Genomic DNA, 14,554 nt, shown 5'->3' with positions numbered 1-14,554 from the left:
GGAAATCAACATTTTCTATTATTACTTCCATTGTAAAAGAAAAAAGACTGTAGGCAAACTCTGTAATTTCTCGAGTTTGTCTACAGTCTGAGCCATCCTGTCTTTATTAAGACGGGATGGCTCTTCCTATTTCAACTCAGTTCAAAGAACTCATTTTATTGTAGAACGCAATGAAGTTCTGAACAACGCTGTCTAAGAAATCGATTGTAGCAGTATCTGTCAGTTCACCTTCTTCATTCATCTTTTGATGAACAGAACCGATGTATACTTCGTTATTCGGCATGATAGCCGGAGAAAGCATCGGGTTAGATAGGATTTCGCGCAAGTGGATTTGCGCACGCACGCTTCCTAGCACACCCATGGACGAACCGATGATGAACGCCGGCTTGTCTTTAATGGCAAAATTGCTGCGGGACAACCAGTCCACGGCATTTTTTAATGCACCCGGAATAGAGAAATTGTATTCTGGCACTGCGAACAGAACAGCATCAGAATCGCGAACATCTTCCATAAATGCTTTTACTGCCTCAGATGGATTGCTTTCTTTAGCCACTGAGAACATGTCGACATCATTGATGAATACAGGTGTGATGTCCAATTGGCCCGCATATTTTTTGCGGAGGTATTCAACTAATTTCAAGTTGTATGAGGTCGGGCTTGTGCTTCCGATAATCGCTTTTACTTTGATTGTCATGCTGCTGAACTCCTTTGTTTGTAACTTAGGCTCTCGATAGCATTTCCCTGCCATCTATCGCCTATACATAGTATGCCGGAACGCAGCTTAAAAAGGAAGTACGCACTTAAAAGTGGCATAGTATACTAAAAGATACCATGAATCACATTGTGAAAACACAAGCATTTTGAGACAATGGTTCCAGTTAGGAAATATGTGGACTGAAGGGTGAAGCTTTGATGATGACAAGCCGGATGAAGACTCGGAATATTGTGCTCACAATTAGCAGCTTTGTATTTTGCCTTATTGCTTTACGAATGGGTTGGTTTTTATACTTCAATGCACCTGAACATCAAACGGCAGTTAACGGGGTTGCTGATCTTCGGGAAGAGGCCTTGAAAGACAATAAAACAGTCTCTTTGAATGGGGAGTGGATTTTCCACCCTTCAGAATTCATTACAAAAAACACATCGCAAAACGAGAGCCCTCAGTATATTCATGTGCCGAAGAACTGGAGCACTGCTTTGGATTCTTCTCAGGAACCTGAAATCGACTATGGTTCCTATCAATTGACCATTCTTCTTCCAGAACAGGAGGAAACGATCTATGGCATTCAATTGAGGGGATTTGAAACGTTCGCCAGTATCTATGTCAATGGGAAGTTAATTAATAAAGAGAATACAGCGATCGCTCAACCCGTCCATAAAATTAAAAAGCAAGGTCCTATGACGGCCATGTTTACAACGGATGAGAAAAAAATTGATCTTGTAATCCAAGTGTCCAACTTCGATAATTTAGAGTCTGGCGGTTTGAATGATTCCGTCCGCTTTGGGCTTCAGACAGCTATTGTGAAAGAGGCGTCCTTCTCACAGGGAATCCAAATGCTTGTGAGCATGATATTTTTCCTGCATAGCATTTACGCTTTGGCTATCTTCCTCATTGGAAAAGGATATTACGAAAAAGAATTGCTCTACTTCAGTCTATTGTTAGCGTTGAACGGCTTCATACTATTAATTGACGATCACGTACTGCTTCAGCTTCCTATTGCCAACGATTTGTACATAAAAGTGCTCTTTGTACTGCTTATCAGTCTATTAATAGTCACCTTAAAGTTCATTAATGTACTGTTTAACATCAAGTCAAAGGTTTCAAACTTCCTGTACATGTTATTCATTCCTATTGCCGTCCTTTTGCTAACAACGTCACTTTTACACACAGCTCCGATGCAATGGTTTTTGATGATCTATAGTATTTCTATTGCCGTACTGCTTATCATTCCGACCATTTCTTCGATTCGCAAGGGAAATATCGATGGTATTTTCATCTTATTCTATATCTTTTGTTTCATTTCAAATGCAGCTTGGGGTACCGCCATTAAAACGGCAGTCGTCAATATTCCGTACTACCCGTTCGATTATCTTATCTCGATCATGGTAATTGCCTTGTTGTTATTCCGAAGACATATGATGGTCGTCCGTTCGCACAATGAGCAAAATACTAAATTAGCAAAAGCGGATATCCAAAAAGATATCTTTCTTGCCAATACATCACATGAACTTCGCAATCCATTGCACGGGATTCTCAACATTGCGCATTCCATGTTGGAAGATAATTCATCGACCCTCTCCCAGCGAGAAAAACAAAATCTTGAACTCTTGCTGCAAATCGGGAATCGAATGTCCTATACATTAAATGACTTACTGGAATTGGATAAGTTAGAAGATGGTCGAATCAAATTACATCAGAAGCCACTCGATATTCAAAACCTAACATCCGGGGTCATTGACATGGTTCATTTTATTAAAAACACGAGCAAATTGACGATCGTGTCCGACATCCCGGCAAACTTTCCTTCTGTTTATGCAGATGAAAGCCGGCTCGTCCAAATCTTATTTAACTTGCTACACAATGCTGTGAAATTCACGGATGAAGGCAAGATCACCATTCGTGCCACCCATAATCAAAAAGAAGCCGCGATTTCAATTGAAGATACGGGAATGGGCATGACAAAAGATGTGATGGACCGGATTTTCGATCGGTATGAACAAGCCACTAACACAGGTCAAGAAGGAATTGGTCTTGGCTTAACGATTTCCCGGCAATTAGTCGAATTGCATGGTGGAAAGATTTCCGTTGAATCCGGGTTCGGAAAAGGAACTACATTCACGTTCACCATCCCCTTATCGGAAGGTGTACAACAAGAAACAATTTTGCCTGCAAAAGTCAATTCCTATAAGGCAACTTTCCAAGCAGTCGAGGAACAGGCGGCGGAACAAGACGCTCCAACGGGAGGCTCTATCCTGATTGTCGATGACGATCCAGTCAACCTGAAAGTGATTAGCAGTATTCTCGAAGGGCAATATACTGTGGCAACAGCTGAAAGTGGCTCGGAAGCGCTCGGCTTGATCAGAACCGAAATGTACGATCTGATCATTTCTGACGTCATGATGCCGGAAATGTCCGGTTATGAATTATGTGTAGAAATCCGAAAGCATTTCACAATCGCAGAACTCCCGATCCTATTACTGACTGCACGCAACCAGACAATGGATATTTACGCCGGTTTCCAGGCAGGAGCAAACGATTATGTAGCAAAGCCGGCAAATGCGATTGAATTGAAAGCCCGTGTTCATGCGCTCTTAACGCAAAACAAAGCGATTCAAGAACAACTCAGGCTGGAAGCCGCCTATTTACAGGCACAGATCAAACCGCACTTCCTGTATAACACGTTGAACACAATTGCATCCCTCGGCGAGCTGGATCCATCCCGTATGGTGGAACTGTTGCATGAGTTCGGAAACTACTTGAATCGAAGTTTTCACGTGGCCAATACACAAAGCCTGATTCCGCTGAAAGATGAAATCGACTTGGTCCGTTCGTACTTGTTTATCGAGAGAGAACGGTTCGGAGATCGACTGCACATCATCTGGGATACAGAGGACATACACGAGATTTATGTCCCTCCCCTCTCCATCCAAACCATTGTGGAGAATGCGGTCAATCATGGTGTGCTCAAGAAGACAGAAGGGGGAACCGTCAAAATTTCGGTTACCCATGACGAGCAATTCACCACAATCATGATCCAAGACGATGGGGTCGGAATGCCAGCAGACAAAGTAACGGAACTTTTAACAGAACCGAACCACCACCAGCACGGCATCGGGATTGCAAATACAAACCGACGTCTCACGCAGCTGTTCGGCAAAGGATTGGTTATGGAAAGCCATGTGAATCAAGGAACGACCATCTCCTTTCATGTGCCGAATCAGCCATAGAAGTTGATACAAAATGAAAAAGGAAGCCCTCATGCATTGATAGGGCTTCCTTTTTTCATTATTGGAGCTACAGACTAATGCTTTAACTCTTTTCACGAATATAACTCATTGACACTTTGTATATATTGTATATAATGTGTATATACACATAATCGATTACACCATTAACAACAGGAGGTCCGGCATGCAGCTTTTAATTTCCAACAGCTCCAAAGAGCCGATTTACAATCAAATTAAAGATCAAATTAAGCAAAAAGTGTTGTCCGGTGAACTGCAGGAAGGCGATGCCCTTCCCTCCATGCGGCAGCTAGCTAAGGATTTACATATTAGTGTAATCACTACGAAACGCGCCTATGAAGAACTTGAAAAAGAGGGATATATTTATTCAATTATCGGCAAGGGTTCCTTCATTGCAGAGCAAAATGTCGACATGATCAAAGAGAAGAAGTTGACCGCAATGGAAGAGAAGTTGATAGAAGTCATTGCGAACAGCAAGGAACTTGGACTCTCTCTGAAAGAGTTAAAGGAATGGATCACGATACTATACGAGGAGTAGATAACAATGGAACATGTAATTGAGTTGAAAAACGTGAACAAATCATATGATCACTTCAGCGTTTCAGACGTATCCCTACAAATAAAAAAAGGGTTCGTGACAGGGATTATCGGTTCGAATGGCGCCGGAAAATCGACGATCATGCGAATGATTTTGAACTTGCTGAAGCCTGACTCCGGTGAGGTCCATGTGTTCGGCATGGACTATGCCAAACACGAGAAACGCATCAAAGACCGCATCGGGTTCATCTTCAGTGAAGATGTCTTGTACGATGAATTGACCTTGCACGATCAGAAGAAGCTGATAGCTCCTTGTTATTCCAAATGGGATGATGCTTTGTTCCACCAGTATTGCGAATCGTTCGAGCTGCCGCTGAAACAAAAACTCAAATCCTTCTCGAAAGGAATGAAAGTGAAAGCCACTCTTGCCATCGCGCTTTCCCACCAAGCAGAACTTTTCATCATGGACGAACCGACAGCAGGGCTAGATCCCGTTTTCCGGAGAGAATTTCTTGATATTATGCAGGACATCATGCTGGATGGAGAAAAATCGATCGTCCTGTCGACCCATATTATGAGCGATTTATCATCAATCGCAGACTATATTACGTATGTCCAAAAGGGGCAGATTGTTTTTTCGAAGGACATCCACGACCTTCAAGAAAACTATGCAGTCGTCCGTGGCGGAATTGAACTTTTGGACCGCGATACAGAACAATGCTTCCTCGCTATTAAAAAGACCAAGACAGGCTTTGAAGGGTTATCGGCAGATTTGAATATAGCAGAATCCCTCTTTGGCACCGAAGCAATCATTGAAAAAGCAAGCCTGGAGGACATCATGTACTACATGCAAGGAGGTAAGAATGTTGCTGTTGTTAATTAAAAAGGATCTGGCGATTCATAAATTATCGTGGCTACTCTATTTTGCCATGCTGTTGTTTTTTATGGTCTTTAACAAAGACGTTATGTTTGTCGTGGCTATCATTACCGCTATTGTCACCATGAATACATTTCACTACGACGAGCTGGCGCATGGAAATAAGCTTTGGAATTCTTTGCCCTTCACTCGGAAAGAAATCGTGAGTGCGCGTTATTCCACTTTACTAGTCGTGTTAGTCTTGGTAACGGGAGTTGTGATGGCATTGGCCCGAATTACTAACGGTGAATGGAGTTCCGCCTTCTCCCGGCTCGCGATTTGGGAAGAGGTGATCGGCAGTTTTATCGTCATGATGGTATCCGCCAGCCTATTCTTCCCGTTAGTTTATAAGTTTGCGCAAAAGAAAACGATCTTCACATTCGTTATTCTGTACATCGCTACTGCCATCGCTGGGGTGTATGCCGTTTATTATGTGTATAAGTATTTGATGGAAAATATCACTTTCATCCAAACCATCGGCACCGGCGTCTATTGGGCCTTGCTGGCAATAGGTTCGCTCATTTGCTATGCCCTCTCTTGGGCGGTGTCCTTAAAGATTTACAAGTCAAAGGAGTTACTGTAATAAAATTAAGGAGGTAAACGAGTGAAACGCGCTAAACGATCCCCCCTGCAAAAATGGATGCTGATCATCGGTGGGTTTATTGCAGCACAAGTTATTTTCATTGCTACAGATGGAACGTTTTTAGAATTGAATTTAAATAATGCGGGTCATTTTGCAAAGAAGATCGCAGGCAATCTGTTCTTTTTAGACTGGATCTCGCTCTATGAGAATTTTGTATACCGCTTGCTGACAGTCCTGGCCGTTCTCCAAATTGCATTTATGGCAATAAAGGATATTACTGAGCTGGCAAGAACGCGACGCAATGTATAAGTTCACCCCCTCAAGCCATATGCCTGAGGGGGTGTTTGCTATCTTGCAATCTTTTCCTTCGTTCGTTTCAGCGTTGCAACAATTAGAAAACTGACAATGACCAACAGCAGCCATGAACTGACCTTACCCAAATGGACGAGACTCCATGCTTCGGTTTGATTGGGATATTGCCATGCCCCCAAAAAGGTGGCGATGTTTTCTGCAACCCAGATGAAGAAGCCGATTAATATAAATGAAAAAGCGATTGGCATCCGATACGACGTTCCATTCACCTCATACGTCACCCACGACCGCCAGAAAACGGCAATGACCAAACCGGCTAGCCACCAACGGATATCCAGCCAATAATGATGTGTAAAGAAGTTCAAATAGATCGCCGCTCCTAATGGGATGACTAGAAACGACGGCGGCCATTTTACCAGCTTTACATCCAATCGCCTCCAGGCCTGGCATAGGTAACTGGCCACACTGGCATACATGAATCCGCTATATAAAGGCACGCCCAGTATTTTAAAATAGCCTTCTTCCGGATACGACCATGACCCCATATTCACTTTGAATATTTCTAAGGCTAGTCCAATTAAGTGAAAGAGCGTAATGACCTTCAACTCATCCTTTGTTTCCAGCCCCGATCGTACCATCCACCACTGCATGAGAAGGAAGATGAGGAGCAGCCAATCATATCTCGGCAAAAAAGGAAGAGGAATGACTTGCGTAGCAGCCAGCGACCCAAAAATAACGACAGGGAACAAGCAGGACATCGCCTGCTCCCATCCAAAACGGACAAGCTGCCGGATCGCCCTGCTTAGACGGTTTCCCCTAGCTGGTTCGAACGCAGCTTCCCTAATCATTTGCATCCCCCTCATCCGGCTGATACTCCAGCAAGTCTCCCGGCTGACAATCGAGTGCCTTGCAAATTGCCTCCAATGTCTGCAGCCGTATCGCTTTTGCCTTGCCATTTTTCAAAATGGATAAATTCGCCATCGTTATTCCAACCTTTTCGGAAAGCTCTGTCACACTCATTTTCCGTTTCGCCAACATTACATCGATATTAATAATAATTGTCATATCATTCACCTCATACCGTCAGATCATTTTCTGTTTTGATATGGATGGCTTCTTTCAATAGCTTCTGAAGGACAGCAGCGAATACCGAAACCACTATGGATGCAAAAGCAATGACCATACCTATGACAATCAGGCCAGGGGCGTCGTCCTTTTCAGCGATCAAATAAAGCAGCGGGAGACCGATGATATAGATCAAGCAGATGGCAACGCCACAGTATTTAATATTTTTCAAAGCACGAACAGCTATATCGGAGAAAGCTAAATTTTTGTCAATCAGCACTAACAATCGAAACGCTTGGTACAGTGCAAAGTAAAACGGAATGGCCGCCGCATACAAATCGATGAGGACCAAATACTTCAAGTATCCATGATCCGGATATAATTCTGCGGCAAAATCCGCCATATGGGGAACAAAAAAGATACATAGCGCAAGAACCGGTATGCCCATTAAAATGACGGCGATTTTCAAAAAGAGAGTGGAACCTCGTTTCATCACAAACACCTCACTTGGTTAATATGAAATGATTCTACCCTATTATTTATCGTTTTACAATAAATTAATATCGAATATTGTTAAATAGTTATTGTATTAAGCTCAAATAGGAATAAAAGAGGCATGGAGAAAATAGCCAACTCTCCTCTTGAAAAAGAAAATCATTCCTGCTGTACTAGCAATATGAAGTACAAAACGAAAGGAGCGAAAACCATGAATCGAATCTATTTTGCAGACAATCCTTGGCCAAACGGTCATCGGATCATTAATTTTGAATGGGGAGCCCATTTTAAAGTGGATGAGGATGAGGAAACGGACGGCCGAGCGGGTCTGTACTTTGATTTGCATTTGGAAACGGCAGATTATTACGAGGAAGACGTGGATAAGGAGGAAGAGGAAGAGGAAGACGACGAAGACGAGGACATAAGCGATTGGCAAGCTAAAATCGTCTGGAATAACTATCATAGTTGTACATTGTCTTCAGAGGAGTGGGATTTTAAAGGCTTTCGTGTAGGAAGTGACGAATCACCTTTTGATTTGGCCCATTTGGACGGAGCCGTATACAAAGTGGATCATCTGAATGAGGATGAACAAGAAGAACTGGATATCGAACGCACTGCATTCGATATTTATTTGCTCGGCCATGACGCGACCGCCTTTCATACGATCCAATTTAAAAAGACGGAGGGACAAGCGTACGATATTGACTGGAAAGGAAAAGTCGCACTCTTTTACGTAGGCGATACTGAATTCCGACATGACTTTCATGCAAAAATCGATTCTGTCACTTTCCGCGGGATCAGTGTGCCCGAAGAACTGACAGACGAGGAGGCCTTTGATCTTCTCAAACGTTTCGTCAAGGTTCCGGAATCTTATCACCTATCGACCATCGAAGGGAAAAGACGTTTTTTGATAAAATAGTATTCTGCATGGGCTTCTCAGCTTTATTCACCAAATAACAATAACCCTTTCGCAGGCGAAAGGGTTGCTTTTCGTCTATTCAGCTTTAGATGCCGATCTCATCTGGCTTACGAATCCGATACGTAATCGTAATTGGCTGCGTACCCATCGCGTTATACACCATGTCATACTGGAGTGTGGAATTTGCGACAGACATTTGTTGAAAATGAATAGCCAAAAGTTGCTTCGTCATTTGAGAGGTGACTTCCCGAATGGATGTCTCCACAATCTCCCCTTTCGCATAGTTCAGCTCTTCCTCTACTTGCATTTTAAGTTGTGTCGATAAGGCACCCATTTGATCTAGCAGCGCATTGATTGCTTCACCGCTCGGAATCATGTCCTCATCCTCTAAAAACTTAAAATCCATATAAATTTGTCCCATGATACCCTCCCTGTCAGCTTAGTTCGAAAATGGCCGCCACTAGTTCATCTTCCGAGAAGAACTCGAGGATTGCATTTTTCATATTTTCAAAAAGGCGTCTGCCCTTTTCAATATCCTCCATGAAAAAGCTCTGAATCCCATCAATGTCATTGACGATTCCGGGAGGCATGGGCGGAATTTTTTCATTGACCGAAATGCTGACCATTTCACGGTCACTGCTGCCGAGAAGGTAGGAGTAGGCATGAGGATTGGACTCCATCTCACTGATTTTATTCATCAACTCCCGCTTTCTCCATTCAAACGGCTGCTCAAATCGTTCAACAAAGGTGCGTTGAATCTGTGTCAGCAACAATCTTTTCTCCTCATAATTCGTAATTCCCATTCGATATAACCGGCTGGCAGACGAAATATTGATCTCAATTTTTTCGGCTCCTCCACCACCCGCTGTCATGATCAGATCCTTGCCGGCATATTGTCGCGACGGATCTGCTAAGCCATTGATCAAAGCTTCCAAGCCATGAGCTTCGAAGGAACCTCCTAGCGCATTGATCAGGTCCTTGCCCGTTTCCCACATTAGATACATATCTTCCGCTAAACCTTGCAGCTGACTGATGAGGGCTTTCAATGCTTTCCAAGCTGTAATGAAACCTCGCAATGAAGAGAGATCGGCTTCATTGATCACAGCAATCAGCTTTAGGATATTCTCCGACTTTTCTTGGACTCTCCGTAAATAGTCAGAGATCCGTTTCCCTTCTTCGCCACTCATGGAATCTGCAATTGTAATAAGAACTGGCAGTTGTTTCACCAAATCTTCCAGTCTCTTTTGGATTACGGGAAGATGAGCTTTTATTTCTTCAAAAGCTGCAGCTCGGACTACCATCTTTTTATTTCGATCGCCTAACCAATACTTGGCGATATTTTTTAGATCCAGTTTTAGCTCTACTTCTGGATCACCGGTCAATAACAGACTCAAGTTCTCTAAAAATTTATTGTCAATTCCTGTGGCAAAATGAAAAAGACCATCCATCCCTGCCTCCTCGTAATAGGGGGCAGCTTTTGCAAGATATTTCTGAAGGGATTGCAGTGATTTATCCGGAATCCGGCCCAACACATCATGAAGGCTGGCCAAGTCAGGATTCGTATCGATGATATCTTCGGTGCCGAGGCGGATGAAGCCTCTTGTTAAGTTAAGGGGATAAAGAGCATCTTCTTCAGATGTGAGATGGTGGATTTTCTCGCCCATGTTTTTGTAATGCTCCAGTGCAAAATCTTGCAGCTTCTTTGGATCCAAGTCGTACAGATCCTCAATCTTATATCCTTTCAACCCAAACTCTGCGCGTATCTCTTTAAAAAACGTAGGATCATTGGCTGCCAGCTGGTAAACTGTAGGAGCCGCATCGTTCATGACAACAACATTGTCAAACGGGACACCGAGCAACAACATCATTTGAATATGATTACCGCCCAGGGAATGGCCGAGCCCATATTTCTTCAAAGAAGGGATCTCTTTTTTCCCGCTTTGCTTATCTACAAATTGATTGATCTCCTTGTTCGCCCATTCTTCAAATTCCATTGCATCCTGAAGCTGGTCATTCACCTTTCCGGTAAAAATACCAATGCCATTATAGCTCCAGTCCATTGGCTTACCGTCGGATCGGCCGCCAACCTCTGAGCCTTCGGACCCCCTGGTAATCGTATAACTTTGATTAATCCCTTTGTCGGGATCATAAAAGTGAACAACCGTTCCATCGAAGCCGCTATCTCTGGATTTGCAGCTCATGATGCCATCCGAATGATACAAATTGATTGTTTTGGGCGGTTCTTGACCCGTTTCCTCAATATAGATCCTTCGGATATCCTCCTCGGAAATCGGAACAAAATTTCCGTCCTTATCCTTTTCTCCATACTCTAATTTAGTAATTCGCGCCTTGAGAATCTCGGAATCCAGAACCTCCCGCTGTTCATCCTTCTCTGCCACCACCTACCACCCCTTTCCCAGTCGAAAATTAATGATCAAACTTGACGGATTTAACGATCTTCCAAAAATGATCCTCGATTTCTTTCGTATCCGTCTTGCAGGCATTGGTCCAATCACTGCAATTATGCTCATAAATGAGTGACAACGTCTTATCACTCTTTTTGTCCTCGATGAAAGCCAAATAGGAATAGACAGGAACCTTCTCCTTACCATCTTTTCCGCCGACCTCGGTAACAACTTTTCCAAAGTAATACGTATGCTGATCGTCTTCCGATTTCTCATAATCCCCTTCAAACTTCATATACCTCGTCAACTGCCTTAAACCAGACTCCGCTCCCTCGCCATCCTCAAATTGACCTTGCACGCCATAGGAAATATTGGCGTCCTCGTCAATCCAGGAATAAAGGAACTGCTCCCACCCATCGTCACGTTTCATGTAATACGTCTCATCCAATGTCGCGGACACCGGAATCCAAACGGAATAAGCATCCGTCCAGGTCCTCATCTCGTAAAATCCATCTTCCTTTTCTTGATCCGAAACGAGGAACGTCCGAGTATAGTGGTCCTGCACCGCCTCATGCTCAGATGTCACAACATCCGTCTGGGCACCCGTCTCGTTATCTACCGCACTGTTCGTATTTTTCTCTTCTTCCTTCATTCCTGTACACGCCCCTAATAAAAGAATCAATATTGCCGAACAAAAAACATGCCTTTTTTTCATATTGTGATCTCCCTATTGTGTACGTCATGTTCTCCGCTAACAGGCTTTGCGGGAGGTAATGTTTTTCATAGCGTCTATATCCCTCTGCCACTAACCTATGGTGATCATTCATCGAACGTAACGGATTTAACAATCTTCCAGAAGTGACGCTTTCATTGTGCAAGCCATCCTTCTCTTTTACAAACTAGCCCTAGTTTCAAATTTTAAATAGTTATCTTCATAAATATCATGTAGCGTCTTCGATGTCAAAATTATGCAACAATAGTTTCAAACTAGATAGGACTGCAATCATAGACCGCGTTCTAATTCCCCGCAACATGCAAGAGTTTCCACATGTCTACGGCTAAAAAAAGAGGAACTAATCTCCAAAAATCAGTGGTTTTCTTAAGGAATATGTAGCTTTTGTATCATTTTTCACAAAGCGGCATAATGAAATAGTTTGATTTAAAGATAATAGTTACCAATAAGAGTTGATCATAAAAGCACCTCTTGGCATATTAAAGACCAAGAGGTGTTGTGTTAATTGCTATTGTTCATTTACTAGTTTAAATAGAAACGAAATGATTGACGGTCAGTTCGAGTGAACACCTGTTAATTCTCATGGAGCGAACGCCAGATTATCAAAACGAACGCCAGAATACCAAAACGAACGCCAGATTATCAAAGCGAACGCCAGAATGTCAAAACGAACGCCGGAATGTCAAAACGAACGTCAGATTACCAAAGCGAACGCCAGATTATCAAAACGAACGCCAGAATACCAAATCGCACGCCAGTAAATCCACAACTAGCACCCGCCACTCTTCACTAACGTCTGCCAGTCCACTCATTCATTCTCAAATAATCTCACACCATACGCCTCAAGCACTTGATGCGGCACGAAAAAGCGGACGGTCAGAAGCGGATCGACGACTTGGCTCACTTGGACTTGGCCGACGGCGCTGAGCAGCATCGCCAATTCGGCGAGGCTGAGGTCGATGCGGGCTACGAGGAAATCTGCCGTCTCTTCCACGGCCACTTTCACTGCTTCGTCTAGTGTCTTCGCGGACACGAGGAAGGTGAATCCTTCCTCGTTCACTAACAATGGGTGGGCAATCGAATGCCCTTTTACAACGTCAAGTGTCACCGTAGCTTTGCCAGGCACTTCGATTCCGGTTACTCCGATTTCTCCGTCTCCCATTGCCGCATGGAAGTCTCCTAGCGCAAACAATGCACCTTCAACAAAGACCGGGAAATAGAGGGTCGCCCCTTCTGTAATAAGCTTCGTATCCATATTGCCTCCGTGTCGCCCTGGAGTGCCGCAAGAAATAGCCTCTGCTTCTGGTGCCACGCCGATGACACCGATCATTGGATTGAGCGGGAGTGCCAGCCTTTCATTGAAATGGGCTTTGCCATCTTGAATCGGAATGATTTTGGAAACCAACTCGTCTATCCGGTGTCCCATCACCCCTAAATCAGGGCCAGTTGCCATGACGCCTTGCTCTCCAATCTCCAATTTTTCGATTGTCACCTTTAGCAGATCCCCTGGCATGGCGCTCTCAATATGTATTGGGCCTGTCGCCGGGTTGATAGCATCCCAGTCGATGCCTTCAATTTTCGTATCGGCGGTTTGGACTTGATTTTGGAAACAGTCGTAGGTCTCGATCTCCACGGTCGTTCCCGGCTTCACTCGGATGACTGGCGCATGTTCTTTGCTAAATGAATAAATGACTTTGCTGCAGCTCAATGTTTCTACCATATCCTTCTCCCCCTTGCTTGTACTATAACTAGTCTAGCAATTCTGCCAACTAAAAGCTGTGAACTTGCTTTCCACGGCATGCAAAAACCCCCTCAGAAAAGGGGGTCTGCAAAAGTTCTACAATGGAGAACCGTAAATGGCTAAGGTCTGATCTTCGAGGGCAAATTGTTGGCCGTTCCATTTCAATGTATTTTGTATATATCCGAGACCGTCTGCATGGTACCGCCCCGCAATTTTTTGAAATGCATAGAGCTCGTAAACTCCATTCCCCGTGAAGTCGATTGGAAATAACCCGCTGATAGGGTCCACCCATCCACTGATCGGCATCTTCAACTTACCATTCGCATCATAGATTTCATTTAAGTATTCCTGATCTCGCAACGACAAATCGATAAGATATTTGATTTTATTAAAGTAGCTGATGACTTCCACTTTGTACTGATCTTGATACGTCACCTCGTACTGATACTGCGAGTTATACAAGTCGGAATCAAACAGCAGACGGGGCATATTTGAAATGAATGAATAGATATAATCAAAAGTCGTGGCTCCGCTGCCACCAGACTGGATGGTAATAAAAATATCATCCACCCCATCGCCCGTAAAATCTCCTAAAAACAAAGACGGGTCATATCCCATGTTTTCCTTTAAAGGCATCCTATACAGATAGCCGGTCGCCCCATCCTGGATAACAAGTGTCATCTGCCGGATGATCGCGGCATCGCTCTGAGGAACCCCTGTAATATAGATATTGTCAGGAATCCGATCCCCGTTGACATCTCCCCGCGCGAAAGCGATAATTCGTGGACTTTGCATTTGTGTATTGGTCACCATTCGAGCTTCCCACCCAATTTTCAATGATGCCTTACTCTATGCCTTCCGCCATGGAGTTGTGAATGTACT

General features: G+C 43.7%; 15 protein-coding genes. 6 read left to right on the top strand and 9 right to left on the bottom strand.

All coding sequences use genetic code 11. The features are described from left to right. Positions 1-136: 136 nt before the first annotated feature. Positions 137-694 (bottom strand): NADPH-dependent FMN reductase, encoded by a 558-nt coding sequence (locus tag L7D49_RS11145; protein ID WP_238080918.1) that lies wholly within the window; start codon positions 692-694, stop codon positions 137-139. Between the two features lie 218 nt (positions 695-912). Between L7D49_RS11145 and L7D49_RS11140 the strand changes: the two genes are divergently transcribed. From L7D49_RS11140 to L7D49_RS11120, 5 genes are all read left to right on the top strand, one after another. Further along, complete coding sequence (locus L7D49_RS11140; protein ID WP_238080917.1) at positions 913-3,948, top strand: hybrid sensor histidine kinase/response regulator; 3,036 nt, start codon at positions 913-915, stop codon at positions 3,946-3,948. Positions 3,949-4,132: 184 nt separating this feature from the next. Further along, positions 4,133-4,504, top strand: a complete 372-nt coding sequence (locus L7D49_RS11135; RefSeq protein ID WP_238080916.1) for a GntR family transcriptional regulator — start codon at positions 4,133-4,135, stop codon at positions 4,502-4,504. A gap of 6 nt (positions 4,505-4,510) precedes the next feature. Continuing rightward, positions 4,511-5,386: an ABC transporter ATP-binding protein gene (locus L7D49_RS11130; protein ID WP_238080915.1), complete on the top strand. Its 876-nt coding sequence runs from the start codon at positions 4,511-4,513 to the stop codon at positions 5,384-5,386. Continuing rightward, positions 5,367-6,002 carry an ABC-2 transporter permease gene (locus tag L7D49_RS11125; protein WP_238080914.1) on the top strand — a complete coding sequence of 212 codons (636 nt, stop codon included), beginning with the start codon at positions 5,367-5,369 and terminating at the stop codon, positions 6,000-6,002. The genes L7D49_RS11130 and L7D49_RS11125 overlap by 20 nt, the downstream gene beginning before the upstream one ends. Positions 6,003-6,023: 21 nt before the next feature. Next, positions 6,024-6,311, top strand: a complete 288-nt coding sequence (locus L7D49_RS11120; RefSeq protein ID WP_238080913.1) for a YfzA family protein — start codon at positions 6,024-6,026, stop codon at positions 6,309-6,311. 38 nt (positions 6,312-6,349) lie between these two features. Here L7D49_RS11120 and L7D49_RS11115 read toward each other — a convergent pair whose 3' ends face one another. From L7D49_RS11115 to L7D49_RS11105, 3 genes are read right to left on the bottom strand one after another with little or no spacing between them, the layout of a single operon-like run. Further along, a complete protein-coding gene (locus L7D49_RS11115) occupies positions 6,350-7,162 on the bottom strand; it encodes a DUF817 domain-containing protein (RefSeq protein ID WP_238080912.1) in 813 nt (270 codons plus the stop codon). Then, the gene (locus tag L7D49_RS11110; protein WP_238080911.1) at positions 7,155-7,379 is read right to left on the bottom strand and encodes a helix-turn-helix domain-containing protein; all 225 of its coding nucleotides are present in this window, start codon (positions 7,377-7,379) and stop codon (positions 7,155-7,157) included. The genes L7D49_RS11115 and L7D49_RS11110 overlap by 8 nt, the downstream gene beginning before the upstream one ends. Before the next feature lie 10 nt (positions 7,380-7,389). After that, a complete protein-coding gene (locus tag L7D49_RS11105) occupies positions 7,390-7,872 on the bottom strand; it encodes a DUF2975 domain-containing protein (RefSeq protein ID WP_238080910.1) in 483 nt (160 codons plus the stop codon). A 213-nt stretch (positions 7,873-8,085) separates the two neighbouring features. Here L7D49_RS11105 and L7D49_RS11100 point away from each other — a divergent pair, with 213 nt between their 5' ends. Further along, entirely contained in the window at positions 8,086-8,793 is a 708-nt protein-coding gene (locus L7D49_RS11100; RefSeq protein WP_238080909.1) for a hypothetical protein, read from the top strand. Positions 8,794-8,878: 85 nt separating this feature from the next. On the opposite strand, the gene L7D49_RS11095 is transcribed toward L7D49_RS11100, so the two are convergent. The 5 genes from L7D49_RS11095 to L7D49_RS11075 all read right to left on the bottom strand — a co-directional run bounded on the left by L7D49_RS11095 (position 8,879) and on the right by L7D49_RS11075 (position 14,485). After that, positions 8,879-9,214, bottom strand: a complete 336-nt coding sequence (locus L7D49_RS11095) for a hypothetical protein (protein ID WP_238080908.1) — start codon at positions 9,212-9,214, stop codon at positions 8,879-8,881. 13 nt (positions 9,215-9,227) lie between these two features. After that, entirely contained in the window at positions 9,228-11,192 is a 1,965-nt protein-coding gene (locus L7D49_RS11090) for a DUF6792 domain-containing protein (protein ID WP_238080907.1), read from the bottom strand. Between the two features lie 28 nt (positions 11,193-11,220). Next, positions 11,221-11,913: a hypothetical protein gene (locus L7D49_RS11085; protein WP_238080906.1), complete on the bottom strand. Its 693-nt coding sequence runs from the start codon at positions 11,911-11,913 to the stop codon at positions 11,221-11,223. A gap of 826 nt (positions 11,914-12,739) precedes the next feature. Further along, complete coding sequence (locus tag L7D49_RS11080) at positions 12,740-13,651, bottom strand: acetamidase/formamidase family protein (RefSeq protein ID WP_238080905.1); 912 nt, start codon at positions 13,649-13,651, stop codon at positions 12,740-12,742. Positions 13,652-13,768: 117 nt separating this feature from the next. Then, the gene (locus tag L7D49_RS11075; RefSeq protein WP_238080904.1) at positions 13,769-14,485 is read right to left on the bottom strand and encodes a VCBS repeat-containing protein; all 717 of its coding nucleotides are present in this window, start codon (positions 14,483-14,485) and stop codon (positions 13,769-13,771) included. Positions 14,486-14,554: the final 69 nt, after the last annotated feature.

Origin of the sequence: Sporosarcina cyprini, assembly GCF_022048975.1 — a bacterium.
Classification (GTDB): Bacteria; Bacillota; Bacilli; order Bacillales_A; family Planococcaceae; genus Sporosarcina; species Sporosarcina cyprini.
The sequence above is the reverse complement of the archived record's forward strand: the minus strand, read 5'-3'. Positions and strand labels throughout refer to the sequence as shown.

What these genes read in the sequence shown, in the direction of transcription:
- L7D49_RS11145 (WP_238080918.1), bottom strand. Translation starts at nt 694, where the DNA reads ATGACAATCAAAGTAAAAGCGATTATCGGAAGCACAAGCCCGACCTCA.
- L7D49_RS11140 (WP_238080917.1), top strand. Translation starts at nt 913, where the DNA reads ATGATGACAAGCCGGATGAAGACTCGGAATATTGTGCTCACAATTAGC.
- L7D49_RS11135 (WP_238080916.1), top strand. Translation starts at nt 4,133, where the DNA reads ATGCAGCTTTTAATTTCCAACAGCTCCAAAGAGCCGATTTACAATCAA.
- L7D49_RS11130 (WP_238080915.1), top strand. Translation starts at nt 4,511, where the DNA reads ATGGAACATGTAATTGAGTTGAAAAACGTGAACAAATCATATGATCAC.
- L7D49_RS11125 (WP_238080914.1), top strand. Translation starts at nt 5,367, where the DNA reads ATGTTGCTGTTGTTAATTAAAAAGGATCTGGCGATTCATAAATTATCG.
- L7D49_RS11115 (WP_238080912.1), bottom strand. Translation starts at nt 7,162, where the DNA reads ATGATTAGGGAAGCTGCGTTCGAACCAGCTAGGGGAAACCGTCTAAGC.
- L7D49_RS11110 (WP_238080911.1), bottom strand. Translation starts at nt 7,379, where the DNA reads ATGACAATTATTATTAATATCGATGTAATGTTGGCGAAACGGAAAATG.
- L7D49_RS11105 (WP_238080910.1), bottom strand. Translation starts at nt 7,872, where the DNA reads ATGAAACGAGGTTCCACTCTCTTTTTGAAAATCGCCGTCATTTTAATG.
- L7D49_RS11100 (WP_238080909.1), top strand. Translation starts at nt 8,086, where the DNA reads ATGAATCGAATCTATTTTGCAGACAATCCTTGGCCAAACGGTCATCGG.
- L7D49_RS11095 (WP_238080908.1), bottom strand. Translation starts at nt 9,214, where the DNA reads ATGGGACAAATTTATATGGATTTTAAGTTTTTAGAGGATGAGGACATG.
- L7D49_RS11085 (WP_238080906.1), bottom strand. Translation starts at nt 11,913, where the DNA reads ATGAAAAAAAGGCATGTTTTTTGTTCGGCAATATTGATTCTTTTATTA.
- L7D49_RS11080 (WP_238080905.1), bottom strand. Translation starts at nt 13,651, where the DNA reads ATGGTAGAAACATTGAGCTGCAGCAAAGTCATTTATTCATTTAGCAAA.
- L7D49_RS11075 (WP_238080904.1), bottom strand. Translation starts at nt 14,485, where the DNA reads ATGGTGACCAATACACAAATGCAAAGTCCACGAATTATCGCTTTCGCG.